At 57.8% G+C, this 16794-nt stretch carries 15 protein-coding genes and 1 other annotated feature; of the genes, 11 read left to right on the forward strand and 4 right to left on the reverse strand.

Annotation, left to right across the window (positions count from 1 at the left end; genetic code table 11):
- Positions 1-10 precede the first annotated feature (10 nt).
- On the reverse strand, positions 11-2761 hold the full coding sequence (locus JK232_RS07715; RefSeq protein ID WP_212589023.1) for a cation-transporting P-type ATPase: 2751 nt from the start codon (positions 2759-2761) through the stop codon (positions 11-13).
- A gap of 215 nt (positions 2762-2976) precedes the next feature.
- Between JK232_RS07715 and JK232_RS07720 the strand changes: the two genes are divergently transcribed.
- The 3 genes from JK232_RS07720 (at position 2977) to trpR (ending at position 5582) form a co-directional block, all read left to right on the forward strand.
- The gene (locus JK232_RS07720) at positions 2977-3165 is read left to right on the forward strand and encodes a hypothetical protein (protein ID WP_101828010.1); all 189 of its coding nucleotides are present in this window, start codon (positions 2977-2979) and stop codon (positions 3163-3165) included.
- Positions 3166-3268: 103 nt separating this feature from the next.
- Positions 3269-5197, forward strand: a complete 1929-nt coding sequence (gene sltY / locus JK232_RS07725; protein WP_072928653.1) for a murein transglycosylase — start codon at positions 3269-3271, stop codon at positions 5195-5197.
- A gap of 55 nt (positions 5198-5252) precedes the next feature.
- The gene (gene trpR, locus JK232_RS07730; protein ID WP_072928654.1) at positions 5253-5582 is read left to right on the forward strand and encodes a trp operon repressor; all 330 of its coding nucleotides are present in this window, start codon (positions 5253-5255) and stop codon (positions 5580-5582) included.
- Here trpR and yjjX read toward each other — a convergent pair whose 3' ends face one another.
- Entirely contained in the window at positions 5583-6116 is a 534-nt protein-coding gene (yjjX, locus tag JK232_RS07735) for an inosine/xanthosine triphosphatase (RefSeq protein WP_072928655.1), read from the reverse strand.
- A gap of 52 nt (positions 6117-6168) precedes the next feature.
- On the opposite strand from yjjX, the gene gpmB reads away from it, so the two are divergent.
- The gene (gene gpmB, locus JK232_RS07740) at positions 6169-6816 is read left to right on the forward strand and encodes a 2,3-diphosphoglycerate-dependent phosphoglycerate mutase GpmB (protein WP_072928656.1); all 648 of its coding nucleotides are present in this window, start codon (positions 6169-6171) and stop codon (positions 6814-6816) included.
- Here the strand turns inward: gpmB and robA are convergent.
- Entirely contained in the window at positions 6813-7679 is an 867-nt protein-coding gene (gene robA, locus JK232_RS07745) for an MDR efflux pump AcrAB transcriptional activator RobA (protein WP_072928657.1), read from the reverse strand. The two genes, gpmB and robA, sit on opposite strands and share 4 nt — an antisense overlap.
- A gap of 208 nt (positions 7680-7887) precedes the next feature.
- On the opposite strand from robA, the gene creA reads away from it, so the two are divergent.
- Positions 7888-8364: a protein CreA gene (gene creA / locus JK232_RS07750; RefSeq protein WP_072928658.1), complete on the forward strand. Its 477-nt coding sequence runs from the start codon at positions 7888-7890 to the stop codon at positions 8362-8364.
- Between the two features lie 66 nt (positions 8365-8430).
- Here the strand turns inward: creA and arcA are convergent, their stop codons facing one another.
- Positions 8431-9147 carry a two-component system response regulator ArcA gene (gene arcA / locus JK232_RS07755; protein ID WP_072928659.1) on the reverse strand — a complete coding sequence of 239 codons (717 nt, stop codon included), beginning with the start codon at positions 9145-9147 and terminating at the stop codon, positions 8431-8433.
- 653 nt (positions 9148-9800) lie between these two features.
- Here arcA and JK232_RS07760 point away from each other — a divergent pair.
- From JK232_RS07760 to JK232_RS07785, 6 genes are all read left to right on the forward strand, one after another.
- The gene (locus JK232_RS07760) at positions 9801-10487 is read left to right on the forward strand and encodes a tRNA/rRNA methyltransferase (RefSeq protein ID WP_072928660.1); all 687 of its coding nucleotides are present in this window, start codon (positions 9801-9803) and stop codon (positions 10485-10487) included.
- A 216-nt stretch (positions 10488-10703) separates the two neighbouring features.
- Entirely contained in the window at positions 10704-10772 is a 69-nt protein-coding gene (gene thrL / locus JK232_RS07765; protein ID WP_072929064.1) for a thr operon leader peptide, read from the forward strand.
- Positions 10711-10829 (forward strand) — a sequence feature (Thr leader region). Its footprint overlaps the gene before it by 62 nt.
- A gap of 25 nt (positions 10830-10854) precedes the next feature.
- Positions 10855-13314 (forward strand): bifunctional aspartate kinase/homoserine dehydrogenase I, encoded by a 2460-nt coding sequence (gene thrA / locus JK232_RS07770; RefSeq protein WP_072928661.1) that lies wholly within the window; start codon positions 10855-10857, stop codon positions 13312-13314.
- A gap of 1 nt (position 13315) precedes the next feature.
- Positions 13316-14245, forward strand: a complete 930-nt coding sequence (gene thrB / locus JK232_RS07775) for a homoserine kinase (RefSeq protein ID WP_072928662.1) — start codon at positions 13316-13318, stop codon at positions 14243-14245.
- A 3-nt stretch (positions 14246-14248) separates the two neighbouring features.
- Entirely contained in the window at positions 14249-15538 is a 1290-nt protein-coding gene (thrC, locus tag JK232_RS07780; RefSeq protein ID WP_072928663.1) for a threonine synthase, read from the forward strand.
- A gap of 196 nt (positions 15539-15734) precedes the next feature.
- Positions 15735-16667, forward strand: coding sequence for a LysR family transcriptional regulator (locus JK232_RS07785; RefSeq protein ID WP_212589024.1), 933 nt, complete (start codon positions 15735-15737; stop codon positions 16665-16667).
- Positions 16668-16794: the final 127 nt, after the last annotated feature.

Below are 16794 nucleotides of genomic sequence, written 5' to 3' on the forward strand. Positions count from 1 at the left end.
GATTGAGACGTTATGAACGATCGCCGGTGGGTTCAGCCGCCGGTGATACGGGTTTTTTGATGCGCCCGAGCAACCACTTCTCCAGCTCGACGATCAGGAAGATCCCCACGCCGGCCAGCAGCGTGACGCCCCACCAGGTGGGCGGCAGCGGCACGGTGCCGAACAGGGTGTTCATAAACGGCAAGTACAGGATGGCCAGTTGCAGCAGCAGCAGAATGCCGGACACCACCCACAGCGCGCGGTTGGCAAACACCTTCCGGTTAAGGGCAAAGCCTTGCAGGGTGCGGCAGTTGAGCATGTAGGCCCACTGGGCGGTGACCAGCATCTGCAACAGCACGGTACGGATGAACTCAGGCGCATAACCGCGTGGTTGCAGCCAGGCTTCCAGCAGGAAGGCCGCGCAGGCGATCAACGTGCCGACAAAGCCGATGCGCCAGATCCCGTGCAGGTCGATCACATGCCGTCGCGGATCACGCGGGCGGCGCTGCATCAGATCGGGTTCCGCCGGTTCAAACGCCAGCCCGAACGAAAGGGTGACGGAGGTCGCCATGTTCATCCACAGGATCTGGATCGGCGTCAGTGGGATCAGCGCCCCGGCCAGAATGGCGATCACGATCAGCAAGCCCTGCGCCAGGTTGGTCGGCATGATAAACAGGATGGTCTTGCGGAGGTTGTCATAGACCCGGCGGCCCGCTTTCACTGCCTGGGCCAGGGTGGCAAAGTTATCATCGGTGAGCACCATATCTGCCGCTTCCTGCGTGACTTCGGTGCCCTTGATGCCCATCGCGATGCCGACGTCAGCCTGTTTCAGGGCCGGGGCATCGTTCACTCCGTCCCCGGTCATGCCGACCACTTCCCCGCGCTGTTGCAGGGCGCGCACCAGCCGCAGTTTATGGGCCGGGCTGGTCCGGGCGAAGATGTCGTAACGCTGGGCCGCGCCGGCCAGTGCCTCGTCACTCATCGTTTCCAGCTCCGCCCCGGTGATCGCCGTGGTGCCGTCACCGATCCCCAGCATGGCGCCGATCGCCATCGCGGTCTCCGGGTGATCGCCGGTGATCATTTTGACGCGGATCCCCGCCTGGCGGCAGGTGGCGATGGCATCCACCGCCTCGGGCCGCGGCGGGTCCATCATGCCGGCGATACCGAGGAAGACCATGCCCTGATGCAGGTCAGCGTGATCGAGCGGGGCCGCGTCCGGCGTGGCCGGTTTGCTGGCGGCGGCGAGCATCCGCAGCCCCTGGCGGGCATAACGCGCCATCTCCCGCGCCCAGAATTCGCGCTCAAACGGCACCACGCCTGCGTCGGTGAGCTGGTATTCGCACAGGGAGAACAGCACATCCGGCGCGCCAGTCAGGAAGATCCGGTGCTCATCACCCAACTGGTGGTGGGTCGCCATGTATTTATAAGCGGAATCAAACGGGATCTTATCCACCAGCCGTGCGGTGGCGTGGGTGACTCCCGCTTTGGCGGCCAGCACTTTCATCGCCCCTTCGGTCGGCCCGCCGGTGATTGACCAGTCTCCGGCCGGATCCTGCGCCAACTGGCTGTCGTTACAGAGATGGGCGGCGGTAAGAAAGGCAGAGAGTGCGGTGTCCTGCGTGAGGCTGGCCGGGCGGCCGGAGGTTTCATGCACAATCTCGCCTTGCGGTGCATAGCTGTCACCGCTGACGCGCCATTGGCTGTCGGCCAGGATCACTGCGTTGACCGTCATCTCGTTGCGGGTCAGGGTGCCGGTTTTGTCGGAACAGACCACCGTCATTGCCCCCAGCGTCTCTACCGTGGGTAACTTGCGGATAATGGCATGGTTGCGTGCCATCGCCTGTACGCCGAGCGACAGGATAATCGAGATGATCGCCGGTAACCCTTCCGGCACCGACGCCACGGCCAGGCTGATCAGCGCCAGCAGCAGCTCGCCCAGCGGCATATCCCGCAGGATAAAGGCAAAGAGAAACAGGAAGGCCATCATCAGCAGGATAAGCCCCAGAATGCCTTTGCCGAGGCGATCCATCTGTTGCAGCAGGGGCGTGCGCTGGGCTTTCGCCTCGCCCATCATCTGGTTGATCCGGCCGAGCTCGGTGGCCTGCCCGGTGGCCACCACCACCCCGGCGGCGCTGCCGGCACTGACCATCGTGCCGGAGAACAGCATATTGCTGCGGTCGCCGATGCCCCTTTCGCCCTGAATCGGCGTGCAGGTTTTCTCGGCGGTAATCGATTCACCGGTCAGAATCGCTTCATCGGCCCGGAGATTATGGGCTGCTATCAGGCGCAGATCCGCCGGGACTTTATCCCCCGGCCGGAGCTGAACGATATCGCCTGGAACCAGCTCATCCGCCTCGATCGCCTGGACACGGCCTTGGCGCATAACCCGCGCCCGGCTGGAGAGCATGGCGCGGATGCCCTGCAACGAGCGCTCGGCACTGCTCTCCTGCAGGTAGCCGATCAGGGTGTTAATCACCGCCACGGCCAGGATCACGGCGGTGTCGACCCAGTGGCCCATCACGCCGGTGACCACGGCCGCCGCCAGCAGGATGTAAATCAAGACATCATTGAAATGCAGCAGGAAGCGCAGCCAGGCCGGTTTGCGCGGCGCGGCGGGCAGGCTGTTACGGCCATAGCGCGCCAGCCGGTTTTCCGCCTCCAGGGCAGTGAGGCCGGTTTCGCGGCTGTGGAGGCGTGCCAGGGTTTCATCGGCGCGGTACTGGTACCAGGCGGGCGAAAGGTTTGCGTGGCTATCCGGCGGGGAAGAGGGGGTGATCGCCATAAGGTCGTACTCCTGATCGTGGGATTAAAGGGGAATAACGGCATGACGACACAGCGAAAATAAAAGCCTGAATAAACCAGGGGTAAACAGTCAGGGAGAGAGAAGAAAATAACGCGCCTCTTTTTATTAACGTTTCATTAATAAAACGTAAACTGCCGCCGGATCTAAATTAATCATGCCGTGAATTTGTTACTGCTAAATTATTTGGAGGCGTGATGGTAAATGACCTGCCATTTCGCGTTTTGATCTGGATTAATAAAAAACCGCGTCGGGCTGCCTTATTCGCCCGGCTTTTTTGTTTTCTTTTCATCCCGGCAGGCACCAGGCCGGCGAAAAAGGGCGGTGTGGCGCGTGTAAATTTTGTGGCTTTACCGGGCGCGACCTTCAATTTTAGCGGTGAATAGATTAGCGTTACGGTTAGCCGGCACGGCAAAACGGCCGGCAGAGAATATGCGCAACGGGGGGCATTCCCCCGTTCGCCGACACACAGCGAGGGTAAGAGCACGTATGGTCAAGGTGGACAAAAGAGGGGTTCTGGCAGTAGGGGTGTGGCTGGCATTGCTGGCCGGGAGCGCCCATGCCGATTCGCTGGAGGCCCAGCGGCAGCGCTATCAGCAGATCAAACAGGCCTGGGACAGTAAGCAAATGGATACCGTCTATCAGCTGATGCCGACGTTGCAGGATTATCCGCTCTATCCCTACCTTGAATACCGCCAGCTGACGGAGGATCTCGGTACGGCCGTGTCCATGCGGGTATCGGCCTTTATCAAGGCAAACCCGACGCTGCCGCCCGCGCGGTCACTGGCGTCGCGCTTCGTTAATGAGCTGGCGCGGCGTGAGGACTGGCGCGGCCTGCTCGCCTTCAGCCCGCAGCCGCCGAAACCGGTGGCGGCCCGCTGCAACTATTACTATGCCAAATGGGCGACCGGCCAGCAGCAGGTGGCCTGGGATGGCGCGAAGGCTATCTGGCTCTCCGGCAACTCGCTGCCGGGCAGTTGCGATAAGCTGTTCACCGTTTGGCAGCAGGCCGGCAACGTTACGCCAATTACCATCCTGGCGCGCATCGGCCTGGCGATGAAAGAGGGCAACACCAATCTGGTCAACTTCCTGGCGAAACAACTGCCGGAAGATTACCAGACGATGGCCACCGCGCTGACGACGCTGCAAAACCAGCCGGACAGCGTGGAGAGTTTTGCCCGCACCGTGGGGCCGACCGATTTCACCCGCCAGGCCGTGACCGTGGCGTTTGAGCGCGTGGCGCGTGAGGATGCGGAAAATGCGCGTTCCATGTTGCCGGTGATCGCCCGGCTGCAAAAAATGAGCGACAGCGAAAAGCTGGCGCTGGAGGAGGCGATTGCCTGGCGGCTGATGGGCAATGACGTCACTGCGGAACAGGCCGCCTGGCGCGACAACGTGATCCTGCGCGGGCACGCCACGGCCTTGCTGGAACGCCGCGTGCGTATGGCGCTGGGCGCGGGCGACCGCCAGGGGCTGGCCGTGTGGCTGAACCGTTTGCCGGAAGAGGCGCAGCAGAAAGATGAGTGGCGCTACTGGCGCGCGTCCGTGCTGATAGACCAGGGCCGCCGCAGTGAAGGTGAGGCGATCCTGCGCTCGCTGATGCAGGCGCGCGGCTTCTACCCGATGGTGGCGGCGCAGAAACTCAATGTCCCTTACACCATCAACGTGACGCCTTCTGCCGCACCGGACAGCCGCACCGCCGCGTTGCCGGGCATCGCGCGGGTGCGTGAGCTGATGTACTGGGGCATGGACAACCTGGCGCGTACCGAATGGAGTTACCTGGTCGCCAGCCGTGATAAAACCGAGCAGGGGCAACTGGCGCGCTACGCCTTTAATCAGGGCTGGGCGGATCTGAGCGTTCAGGCCACCATCACCGGCAAACTCTGGGATAACCTGGAGGAGCGGTTCCCGATGGCGTGGGTGAAAGAGTTCCGCACCAACACCGAAGGGAAGGGGATTACGCCAAGCTATGCGATGGCGATCGCCCGCCAGGAGAGCGCCTGGAACCCGAAAGCGCAGTCGCCGGTCGGGGCGGCCGGGCTGATGCAGGTGATGCCGCGCACCGCCGAGCATACGGTGAAAATGAGCAACATTCCCGGCTACTACAACAGCAGCCAGTTGCTTGATCCACAGACCAATATCCTGATCGGCACCAGCTACCTGGAGTACGTTTACCAAATGCTGGGCCGTAACCGCATCCTCGCCTCTGCCGGGTACAACGCCGGGCCGGGGCGGGTCACCACCTGGCTGGAGAACAGCGCCGGGCGGGCAGATGCGGTGGCGTTCATTGAAAGTATTCCTTTCTCTGAAACCCGAGGATATGTTAAAAACGTGTTATCATATGATGCGTTCTACCGCTATTTCATGCACCGGCCGGCAAAAGTGCTGACCGACGCAGAATGGCAGAGGCGTTATTGATTTTTACTGGGTTATGGTATGCTGCTGTACTAGTTAAATAGTATGGCAGCAGATTATGGCGCAATTAATCCTTAACGATCCGGCTCTTTCCCAACAAGGCAATGAAGACTGGCTGCGTTTTGTCGCGCTGCTCCAGCAGGCGTTTGCCGAAAACCGGCACCCGCAGCTGTTGCAGCTGTTTTTGACCCCGGACGAGCGCACCTCGCTGGGCACGCGGCTACGGATTATTGAAGAGCTGATGCGGGGCGAACTGAGCCAGCGTGAGCTGAAAGGGGAGCTGGGGGTCGGCATTGCGACCATCACCCGCGGCTCCAACAGTTTGAAAAGCGCCACGCCTGAACTCAAACAGTGGCTGACCGAGCAACTGCTCGACGACCCGGCCTGATCAGTGCGTGCGGCGGCGTTGCTGGTAGATCTCGTTATGGAACGGGGCCAATGCCAGCACCAGCGCCTGATGGTATACGCGGGTGCGGCTCAGCACCCCGGCAGTAAACAAGCCGATGGCACCGCCCCGGCGTTTTACATCGGCAATGCCGCTGAACCTGGCCATTTCATCCCCGAGCTCACTGCCCTGGCGGATCCCCTGCAGGATGGTTTCCGGCAGCATCAGGCTGGCAGAGCGCGACTCCCCGCGTTGGTGCATGTTTTCGATCACCATCCACGCGAAAGTCATCTCCTCTTCTATCCCGGCTTCAATCCCGACCCAGAAATCCGCTTCCGGGCGCACCTGGCGGGCTGAAATAACCCGGTGACGCGCCCCGGTGCGGGTTTCCAGGTTACTCATTGGCTGGGACGGCACCCCGCTGTCGACGTTGACACCTTCTATACGGAACGTGCCTGCCCCGAAAATGTCTTCAAAAGCCAGTTGGACAGCGTCAAGTTTGGCGGGATTGGTTGTTGCGACGACCACGTGATACATAAAGATTTCAGCATTCTTTGGCAAATTTCACGCAGTATAACGGAAAACACACATGCTACAGGTATATCTTGTTCGCCACGGCGAAACCGAATGGAATGCGGCGCGCCGTATTCAGGGGCAGTCAGACAGCGCGTTGACCGCCAAGGGCGAGCTACAGGCCCGCCAGGTGGCGCAGCGCGCCCGCTCGCTCGGCATCACCCATGTGGTCACCAGTGATCTGGGCCGCACCCGCCGTACCGCAGAGATCATTGCCGATGCGTGTGGCTGCCCGGTTATCCTCGAGCCGCGCCTGCGCGAGCTGCATATGGGCGTGCTGGAAGAACGGGAAATCGACAGCCTGACGGCTGAAGAGGAGACGTGGCGCAAACAGATGGTGGACGGCACGCCGGATGGCCGCATCCCGCAGGGCGAATCCATGACGGAGCTGGGCGCGCGGATGCATGAGGCGCTCAACAGCCTGCTGGAACTGCCGGCAGGCAGCGTGCCGCTGGTGGTCAGCCACGGTATTGCGCTGGGCTGCCTGCTGGGCACCATTATCGGCTTGCCGCCTTATGCGGAACGCCGGTTACGGCTGCGCAACTGCTCGATTTCCCGCGTGGACCACCAGCAAAGCCCGTGGCTGGCCCCCGGCTGGATTGTGGAGAGTGCGGGCGATGTCTCGCATCTGGACTTGCCCGCCCTGGATGAACTCCAGCGTTAACGCCGGATCGGGATCAGGTAGTCACACGCCACTTCTTTCGGAGGGCGTGTGCTCTGATCGCCTCTCGGAGAGAAGCGCTCAATGTCGTAGCCTTTGCGGCGGGTCATTTTCAGCAGCGGCAGGCAGGTGCTGTACAGCATCAGGATAAAGTCCTGGAAGGCGCTGATCGGCCCCTCGTAACGGAACATCGCGTATTCGCCGCCCTGCAATACCACCGGCTGCCCCTCCTGCACGCTCTCCGGCACATGCTCCGGCAACAGGGCAGTGGTGTAGAACACCTCCTGCTCATCATCTTTTTCCTGGCTCGGGCGGGAGTGGTGCAGGCCGTACAGCACCGGCGGCAGGGTGGAAACCTGGCCGAGGAACTGGCCCCAGAACTGCGAGCGCAATTCGCTGCGGAACCGGGAAAGCTGCTCCAGGGTGCAGGTGTAGCTTTGCGTCAGGCCCACCAGATGCTGCTCCGGCAGGGAGACATACTCCGGTTCCGGCAGTGGCTGGTTATCGAGCCTGATCGGCGGGCAGATGCCATAAGAGTGCCAGTCCTCCGCTCGGCGGTAGAGCGCCGGTGTCTGGGCAAACTGTTTTTTGAACGCGCGCGTAAACGTCTGCTGCGAATCAAAGCGGTATTGCAGGGCGATATCCAGGATCGGGCGGCTGGTCAGGCGAAGCGCGACCGCGGCTTTCGAAAGACGGCGTGCACGAATATAAGCACCAATCGCATTCCCTGTAACATCCTTGAACATGCGTTGCAGATGCCATTTGGAATACCCGGCTTTGGCTGCCACATTATCAAGGGATAACGGCTGATCAAGGTGGCTTTCCAGCCAGCTAAGCAGATCGCGAATAATTCCGGCTTGATCCATAGATCGTCCTCATTGAACTAAGATTGGCGCAACTAAATTTGACGCCGCATGATAGCAATATTTTCAGACTAACACTTCTGAAGAATTTTTTGCCCGCACGTGCTATTGCGGGGTAAAAATGTAGAGAATTATCTGTTTTTGTGAGCACGGTACAGAGATGGCAGTGGTAAGCCGACCGCGTTACTTTATGGTAAAAGGGAGTAAGTAAATGAAAATAAGCTGGTTAATATGTTGCAGCCTGCTGTTGGGCAGTGCAGGGATGGCGCAGGCTGAACAGGTCGGCGAAGTGGATACCGTGTTTAAACTGTTCGGGCCGGACCACAAAATTGTTGTTGAGGCTTTTGATGATCCGGACGTCAATAACGTCACCTGTTATATCAGCCGGGCAAAAACCGGCGGGATCAAGGGTGGGCTGGGGCTGGCTGAAGACACCTCAGACGCGGCCATCTCCTGCCAGCAGGTCGGCCCGATTACGCTGAGTGATAAAGTCAAACAGACGCAGGATAAAGGCGTGGTGGTGTTCCAGAAGCGGACGTCGTTGATTTTCAAGAAGCTGCAGGTAGTGCGTTTCTATGATGAAAAGCGCAATGCGTTGATCTACCTGACCTATTCAGACAAAGTCGTGGACGGCTCACCGAAAAATGCCCTGAGCGCGGTGCCGATTATCCCCTGGAGCGGGCGATAACCCATAAAAAAAGCCAGCGCAGACGCTGGCTTTTTTGTTTCCGGCAGAGCCTTAGGCTTCCGGGATTTACTCTTCCAGGTCACCACAGAAACGGTAACCTTCGCCGTGGATTGTGGCGATGATTTCCGGGGTATCCGGCGTGGATTCAAAATGCTTGCGGATACGGCGGATGGTGACATCCACGGTACGGTCGTGCGGTTTCAGCTCACGCCCGGTCATTTTTTTCAACAATTCACCACGGGTCTGAATTTTGCCGGGGTTCTCACAGAAGTGCAGCATGGCGCGGAATTCACTGCGCGGCAGCTTGTAGTGATCGCCCTGGGGGCTTATCAGGGAACGGCTGTTGATGTCCAGCTCCCAGCCATTGAAACGATAGCTCTCCACCAGACGACGTTCTTCACCGGTGCTCGCCAGGTTCATGGTGCGGGAGAGCAGGTTACGCGCGCGGATAGTCAGTTCGCGTGGGTTGAACGGCTTGGTGATGTAATCATCCGCGCCGATTTCCAAGCCAAGGATCTTATCCACTTCATTATCGCGGCCGGTCAGGAACATCAGGGCGACACTCGCCTGTTCGCGAAGCTCACGGGCTAGCAACAAGCCGTTTTTCCCCGGCAGGTTGATATCCATGATAACGAGGTTGATGTCATTTTCAGACAGGATCTGGTGCATCTCCGCACCGTCATTGGCCTCATAGACCAGGTAGCCTTCGGCCTCAAAAATGGTCTTTAACGTATTACGAGTGACCAACTCGTCTTCGACGATCAGGATTTGCGGGGTCTGCATGTTTGCTACCTAAAATTGCCAACAAATAGAAAATAGGAAGTACAGAAGTCTTTGTTCTCATGGAGCTGTATGCGGCAATGGCCGTCAACTCACCTTACTACCCGACTAAAGTACGTAAACTCGTTCTTGATGCACTTTCCATCAACGTCAACAACATCGCCAGTCTGGTTGGGGAAGATACGCTAACCGCGCCAGGGAACCAAAAGAGGCGCACATCCTAGCCCCATTAACAGCAATATAACAGTGTGTATCGAATTTACCACCCAACAAAACTACGCTTTGTTGACATATATCAAATTCAATTGTAGCACGTTAACAGATTGGTGATAAACACTTCGTAGAATGCCGGGTTTAGTCACACTTTAACGATTATTCCTGCGCTTTTAATGACGATTAATGGTGGCAATTAATATTAATTATCTATGAAAAAGATAAACTATATCCGTTTGATTTATAAAAATTTCATCCGTATAAATAAAGCAATGTTATAACTTAAAGTTTTTTAATCATGAAGCGGATTATTCTGCACATCAGCCGGTGAAAATGGCCCCTGCTTTTATGTTAATGCACTGTAAAATTAGCGTAACTGGTCAGCATCCCACCGACAAGGTAAAGTAATGAACGTTTCTCTTTTTTGATCTGTTGAGCCTGTTATGCAACTGCATATTATTTTAGTTTCGCCCGCCCGCCCGGAAAATGTCGGCGCGGCGGCCCGCGCCATGAAGACCATGGGTTTCTCGTCACTGCGTATCGTTGACAGCGATGCCCACCGGCAGCCGGAGGCCGGCTGGGTCGCCCACGGCTCCACCGATATCCTGGAGAAGGCCCGGCACTATCCCACCCTGGAGGCGGCGCTGGCCGGTATCGACCTGACCATCGCCACCACGGCGCGCAGCCGTTCACACTATCACTACTACTGCACCCCGCAGGAGCTCCAGGCACAACTGGAGGAAAAACAGCAGTGGATCCACCATGCGGCGCTGGTGTTTGGCCGGGAGGATTCCGGGCTGACCAACGAGGAGCTGGCGCTGGCGGATCTGCTGACCGGCGTGCCGATGCAGGCCGATTACCCGTCCCTTAACCTCGGGCAGGCGGTGATGGTCTACTGTTACCAGCTTTCCGCCCTGCATCAGCAGGCGCAGGCGGTGGCCCCGGCCGCCGAGCCGGGCCAGCTGGCCGCGCTGCGCAGCCGGGCGCTGGGCCTGTTGCCGCAACTTGGCTGCGAGCAGGACCACAAAATGGTGGCCTGGATCAACCAGCGGCTGGGGAGTGTGTCGCAGCGGGACACGGCGATGTTGCACCGTTTGTTGCATGACATCGAAAAAAAACTCGCTGACTAAGCGCTGAGGATTCTCCTGCCCGGCGTGGATCAGGCAGTGGGATCGTCTGCACGTCTTGCGTGCATCAAGCGATATGCCGGAGCGCACGGGCTTTTGCAGTGAGAACGCTTTGCGGGCTGCCTCGCGCTTTCCGCCGGTGCCCGGAGAAATAATTTGACTTGAAAGGGCGATTGCTTTAGCTAATAGGGGGACAGATAAATCGGACAGACAGACTCCATGCGACACATCAGCCTGAACACCACAATTATTACCACCACCGGTACCACAGGTAACGGGGCGGGCTGACGCGTACAGGAAAAAACAAGAAAAAAGCCCGCACCTCACAGTGCGGGCTTTTTTTTCGGCATAAATTCAGGAGAAACCAGAAATGCGAGTGCTGAAATTTGGCGGGACCTCGGTAGCGAATGCGGAGCGCTTTTTACGCGTGGCCGATATCATGGAAAGCAACGCACGTCAGGGACAAGTCGCCACCGTCCTTTCTGCACCGGCGAAGATCACCAACCACCTGGTGGCCATGGTGGAAAAAACGGTCGCAGGGCAGGACATCCAGCCGAATATCAGCGATGCCGAGCGTATTTTCTCTGAGCTGCTCACCGGGCTGGCACAGGCGCAGCCGGGGTTCGATCTGGCCGGGGTGAAAGCGTTTGTGGAGCAGGAGATCGCCCAGCTTAAGCAGAAGCTGCACGGCATCGCCCTGCTGGGGCAGTGCCCCGACAGCGTCAACGCCGCGATCATCTGTCTGGGTGAGAAACTCTCCATCGCGATCATGGAAGCGGTATTCCGCGCGAAAGGCTTCCCGGTCACGGTGATCAACCCGGTCGAGAAGCTGCTGGCCCAGGGGCACTATCTGGAATCGACCGTGGACATCACCGAGTCCACCCTGCGGATCTCTGCCGCGGCCATTCCCGCTGACCATATTATCCTGATGGCCGGGTTTACCGCCGGCAATGAGAAGGGGGAACTGGTGGTGCTGGGCCGCAATGGCTCCGACTACTCAGCGGCGGTGCTGGCGGCCTGTTTGCGCGCCGACTGCTGTGAGATCTGGACGGATGTTGACGGCGTCTACACCTGTGACCCGCGCACCGTGCCGGATGCGCGCCTGCTGAAATCGATGTCCTATCAGGAGGCGATGGAGCTCTCCTATTTTGGGGCCAAAGTGCTGCACCCGCGCACCATCACGCCGATTGCCCAGTTCCAGATCCCGTGCCTGATCAAAAACACCGCCAACCCGCAGGCACCGGGCACGCTGATTGGGGGTGACAGCCATGACGAGGCCAACCCGGTCAAAGGCATCACCAACCTGAACAATATGGCGATGTTCAACGTCTCCGGGCCGGGCATGAAAGGCATGGTCGGCATGGCGGCGCGTGTGTTTGCCGTGATGTCCCGCGCCGGGATCTCCGTGGTGCTGATCACCCAGTCCTCGTCGGAATACAGCATCAGCTTCTGCGTGCCGCAGAGCGATATGGCGCGCACCCGTTACGCCCTGGAAGAGGAGTTTTATCTGGAGCTGAAAGATGGCCTGCTGGAACCGCTGGATGTGATGGAGCGGCTGGCGGTGATCTCTGTGGTGGGGGATGGGATGCGCACCTTGCGCGGCATCTCGGCTAAATTCTTCTCAGCGCTGGCGCGGGCCAACATCAATATTGTGGCGATTGCGCAAGGCTCCTCTGAGCGCTCGATCTCCGTGGTGGTCAACAATGATGACGCCACCACCGGCGTGCGTGTCAGCCACCAGATGCTGTTCAACACCGATCAGGTGATCGAGGTGTTTGTAATTGGCGTCGGCGGGGTCGGCGGTGCCTTGATCGAGCAGATCAACCGCCAGCAGGCGTGGCTGAAGCAAAAGCACATCGATTTGCGGGTCTGCGGCATTGCCAACTCCCGGGCGATGCTGACCAACGTGCACGGCATTGCGCTGGAGAGCTGGCGTGATGAGCTGGGTGCCGCGCAGGAGAGTTTCAACCTGGGCCGCCTGATCCGCCTGGTGAAAGAGTATCACCTGCTGAACCCGGTGATTGTGGACTGCACCTCCAGCCAGGATGTGGCGGACCAGTATGCCGATTTCCTGGCCGATGGGTTCCACGTGGTAACGCCGAACAAAAAGGCCAACACCTCGTCGATGAATTACTACCACCAGCTGCGCAAAGCCGCGCAAGGCTCCCGCCGCAAATTCCTCTACGACACCAACGTCGGGGCGGGGCTGCCGGTGATTGAAAACCTGCAAAACCTGCTGAATGCGGGCGATGAGCTTACTCGCTTCTCCGGTATTCTTTCCGGTTCGCTCTCCTTTATCTTCGGCAAGCTGGATGAAGGCATGTCACTCTCGGCGGCCACGTTGCAGGCGAAAGAGATGGGCTATACCGAACCCGATCCGCGTGACGATCTCTCCGGCATGGACGTGGCGCGCAAGCTGCTGATCCTGGCGCGTGAGGCCGGGTATACGCTGGAGCTGAATGAGATTGAGGTGGAACCGGTGCTGCCCGCCACCTTTGACAGCCAGGGTGACGTGGCCACCTTCCTGCAACGCCTGCCCACGCTTGACGACGCGTTCGCCCGCCGGGTGGCGGAGGCGCGGGACGCCGGGAAAGTGCTGCGTTATATCGGGGTGATTGAAGAGGGGCGCTGCAAAGTGAAAATCGCGGCCGTTGACGGCAACGATCCATTGTTTAAAGTGAAGAACGGTGAAAACGCCCTGGCGTTCTACAGCCGTTACTACCAGCCGCTGCCGCTGGTGCTGCGGGGTTACGGGGCCGGGAATGATGTCACGGCGGCCGGCGTCTTTGCAGATCTTTTACGCACACTGTCATGGAAGTTGGGGGTTTAATATGGTTAAGGTGTATGCACCGGCGTCAATCGGAAACGTCAGCGTAGGCTTTGATGTGCTGGGCGCGGCCGTGTCACCGGTGGACGGCACCCTGCTGGGCGACTGCGTCAGCGTTGAGGCGGCCGCCACATTCAGTCTGCGTAATGAAGGGCGTTTCGTCAGCAAACTGCCGGATGACCCGAAAGAGAATATCGTCTACCAGTGCTGGCAGCGTTTCTGCCAGGCCGTCGGCCGCGAAATCCCGGTGGCGATGACGCTGGAAAAAAACATGCCGATCGGCTCCGGCCTCGGCTCCAGCGCCTGCTCGGTGGTCGCCGGGCTGATGGCGATGAACGAATTTTGTGACCGCCCGCTGGATGAAACCACCATGCTCTCCCTAATGGGCGAGCTGGAAGGGCGCATCTCCGGCAGCGTGCATTATGACAACGTCGCCCCCTGCTACCTGGGGGGCCTGCAACTGATGCTGGAAGCGGACGGCATCATCAGCCAGCCGGTGCCGGCCTTTGATGACTGGTTCTGGGTGATGGCCTATCCCGGCATTAAAGTCTCCACCGCCGAGGCGCGTGCCATTCTGCCTGCGCAATATCGCCGGCAGGATTGCATCAGCCATGGGCGTTACCTGGCGGGGTTCATCCACGCCTGCCATACCCGCCAGCCGCTGCTGGCCGCCAAATTGATGAACGATGTGATCGCCGAACCGTACCGTACCCGCCTGCTGCCCGGCTTCGCCGAGGCGCGCAAAGCCGCGGGGGACATCGGCGCACTGGCCTGCGGAATCTCCGGCTCCGGCCCGACACTGTTTGCCGTATGCAATGAGGCCGCCACCGCGAAGCGCATGGCGGAATGGCTGCAAAACCATTACCTGCAAAATGATGAAGGTTTTGTTCATATATGCCGTCTGGATACCACCGGCGCACGACAATTAGGATAAGACATGAAACTCTACAACCTGAAGGATCATAACGAACAAGTCAGCTTCGCCCAGGCGGTTAAGCAGGGGTTAGGGAAACAGCAGGGGCTGTTTTTCCCGCTGGAACTGCCGGAGTTTGAGCTGACGGAGATCGACCGCCTGCTGGAGCAGGATTTCGTGACCCGCAGCACCCGCATCCTGTCAGCCATGATTGGCGATGAGATCCCGGTTGAGACGCTGGAAGCGCGGGTGCGTGCCGCCTTCGCTTTCCCGGCCCCGGTGGTGAACGTGGAAGAGGATATCGCCGCCCTGGAGCTGTTCCACGGCCCGACCCTGGCATTCAAAGATTTTGGCGGCCGGTTCATGGCGCAGATGCTGGCGCTGGTCTCCGGCAACCAGCCGGTCACCATCCTGACGGCCACCTCCGGTGACACCGGGGCCGCCGTGGCCCATGCGTTCTATGGCATGGAGAATGTGCGGGTGGTTATCCTCTACCCGCGCGGGAAAATCAGCCCGCTGCAAGAGAAACTGTTCTGTACCCTGGGCGGCAATATCCACACCGTCGCGGTTGAGGGGGATTTCGATGCCTGCCAGGCGCTGGTGAAACAGGCGTTTGATGATGAAGAGCTGAAACAGCGCCTCGGCCTCAATTCCGCCAACTCGATCAATATCAGCCGCCTGCTGGCACAGATTTGCTACTACTTCGAAGCCGTGGCGCAGTTGCCGCAAGAGGCACGTAACCAGCTGGTGGTGTCGGTGCCGAGCGGCAACTTCGGAAACCTGACCGCCGGGCTGCTGGCGAAATCCCTGGGCCTGCCGGTGAAACGCTTTATTGCCGCCACCAATGCCAACGACACGGTGCCGCGCTTCCTGCAAGCCGGGGCTTGGCAGCCGCAAACCACGGTGGCTACGCTGTCGAACGCGATGGATGTCAGCCAGCCGAATAACTGGCCGCGGGTAGAGGAGCTGTTCCGCCGTAAAACCTGGCAACTGAAAGAGCTGGGCTTTGGCGCAGTGGATGATGAAACCACCCGTGATACCCTGCGTGAGCTGGATGAAAAAGGCTATCTCTCTGAGCCGCACGCCGCCATCGCTTACCGTTTATTACGCGATCAACTCCAGGAAGGGGAATTTGGCCTGTTCCTGGGAACGGCGCACCCGGCAAAATTCAAAGAGAGTGTGGAAGCGATTCTCGGAAAAGAACTCGATTTGCCAGAGGCGTTAGCGGCACGTGCCGGGCTGGATTTATTGTCACACGACCTGCCTGCTGACTACCTGAAAATAAGAGAATTTTTACTGAATATTCCTGCATAAATTTTTTCCCCTCTCTTTTCAGATAAAGGCCATTTTTTAATGGCCTTTTTTTATACATAAAAATTATCCAACTTCGCCTGCCGCAAACTTCTCAATTTTAAATCTTTTTAGGTGAGTTAGGCTAAGTTATTTTACCCGGAGAGGGATGTAGCGATATCTAAAGTGATAACGTGCCTAAAACGCTCATGAGGCAGCAATGAAAGAAAGACGTTCCCCGTTATTCGACTACAACCTTATCCGAATTATGGATGAGGTGATCGCCGCAGGGAGCGCGTCTAAAGCCGCAAAGCGTTTGAACCTTTCCACTTCCGCCGTGAGCCTTTCTCTGAGCCGCCTGCAAAAGCATTTTGGTCAGGAGTTGTTCATTAGAACCGGCACCGGACTCAAGCCCACCCCGTCAGCATTGGAAATTAACCGTTCCTTCAGGCAAGCTATTGATATAGTTGATAATATAATTGAAGTCTATCAAAAGGAGGAGAGTCATTTAGAATTTTTGCGGATAACCGGATCAGATTTTACCGAGGCTTACTACGTCTCACAATTAATTGAGATGGGCTATTTACAGATAAACAATATCGTTTTTTATACCCTGATAAACCAGGACGAGTTTGAATTAACCGATAGCCTGTTACAGAATAAAAGTGATCTGGCGTTAACATTTTTGCCACTCGTTCACGAGTCAATAATATCGGAGAAAATAAATAGCCTGCAAAAGTTTGTCGCCATTTGCCGCTCAGATCACCTGCTGGCCGCCAATGAGGGGATCACCCTGGCAAATTATTATGCCCTGCCTCATGCAGGCATGAATGGGGAAATCTCCGATATGGACACCACTTTATTAGGCAGGCTTATGCATATTAACCATGAGTTTCGGGGAAAGCGTAAAATTGCTTATCGGTCCAACAGTTTTAGCGGAATTATTAATGCGATTGAAAAGAGTGATATGATTGCGATTGTCCCTGAGGATATTGCCCGTTTTTTGATAGATAAAGAAAAAAAGAAGCTGGCGACACTGTCGCTTCCTCCGGAATTAGAGCCTTATCCGGTTAATGTGTATGCCAGCCATTATGTTAATTCCGCTTACCATTCAACGATTGAAAGCTTGCTTACTAAATTAAAAGCCATTTAATATTGATTTAAGCCCTCCTTAAATATTTCTCTTTTACCCACTTGTTAAGAAATACGAGAGTAATGACTTCTCTAGTTAATCACATGTTGAACCCGGCTCAGGCTCACAGATAATTATTTTTATACAC

This window comes from Nissabacter archeti (assembly GCF_018257325.1).
GTDB lineage: Bacteria > Pseudomonadota > Gammaproteobacteria > Enterobacterales > Enterobacteriaceae > Chimaeribacter > Chimaeribacter arupi.

What these genes read in the sequence shown, in the direction of transcription:
- JK232_RS07715 (WP_212589023.1), bottom strand. Translation starts at nt 2,761, where the DNA reads ATGGCGATCACCCCCTCTTCCCCGCCGGATAGCCACGCAAACCTTTCG.
- JK232_RS07720 (WP_101828010.1), top strand. Translation starts at nt 2,977, where the DNA reads ATGGTAAATGACCTGCCATTTCGCGTTTTGATCTGGATTAATAAAAAA.
- sltY (WP_072928653.1), top strand. Translation starts at nt 3,269, where the DNA reads ATGGTCAAGGTGGACAAAAGAGGGGTTCTGGCAGTAGGGGTGTGGCTG.
- trpR (WP_072928654.1), top strand. Translation starts at nt 5,253, where the DNA reads ATGGCGCAATTAATCCTTAACGATCCGGCTCTTTCCCAACAAGGCAAT.
- yjjX (WP_072928655.1), bottom strand. Translation starts at nt 6,116, where the DNA reads ATGTATCACGTGGTCGTCGCAACAACCAATCCCGCCAAACTTGACGCT.
- gpmB (WP_072928656.1), top strand. Translation starts at nt 6,169, where the DNA reads ATGCTACAGGTATATCTTGTTCGCCACGGCGAAACCGAATGGAATGCG.
- robA (WP_072928657.1), bottom strand. Translation starts at nt 7,679, where the DNA reads ATGGATCAAGCCGGAATTATTCGCGATCTGCTTAGCTGGCTGGAAAGC.
- creA (WP_072928658.1), top strand. Translation starts at nt 7,888, where the DNA reads ATGAAAATAAGCTGGTTAATATGTTGCAGCCTGCTGTTGGGCAGTGCA.
- arcA (WP_072928659.1), bottom strand. Translation starts at nt 9,147, where the DNA reads ATGCAGACCCCGCAAATCCTGATCGTCGAAGACGAGTTGGTCACTCGT.
- JK232_RS07760 (WP_072928660.1), top strand. Translation starts at nt 9,801, where the DNA reads ATGCAACTGCATATTATTTTAGTTTCGCCCGCCCGCCCGGAAAATGTC.
- thrA (WP_072928661.1), top strand. Translation starts at nt 10,855, where the DNA reads ATGCGAGTGCTGAAATTTGGCGGGACCTCGGTAGCGAATGCGGAGCGC.
- thrB (WP_072928662.1), top strand. Translation starts at nt 13,316, where the DNA reads ATGGTTAAGGTGTATGCACCGGCGTCAATCGGAAACGTCAGCGTAGGC.
- thrC (WP_072928663.1), top strand. Translation starts at nt 14,249, where the DNA reads ATGAAACTCTACAACCTGAAGGATCATAACGAACAAGTCAGCTTCGCC.
- JK232_RS07785 (WP_212589024.1), top strand. Translation starts at nt 15,735, where the DNA reads ATGAAAGAAAGACGTTCCCCGTTATTCGACTACAACCTTATCCGAATT.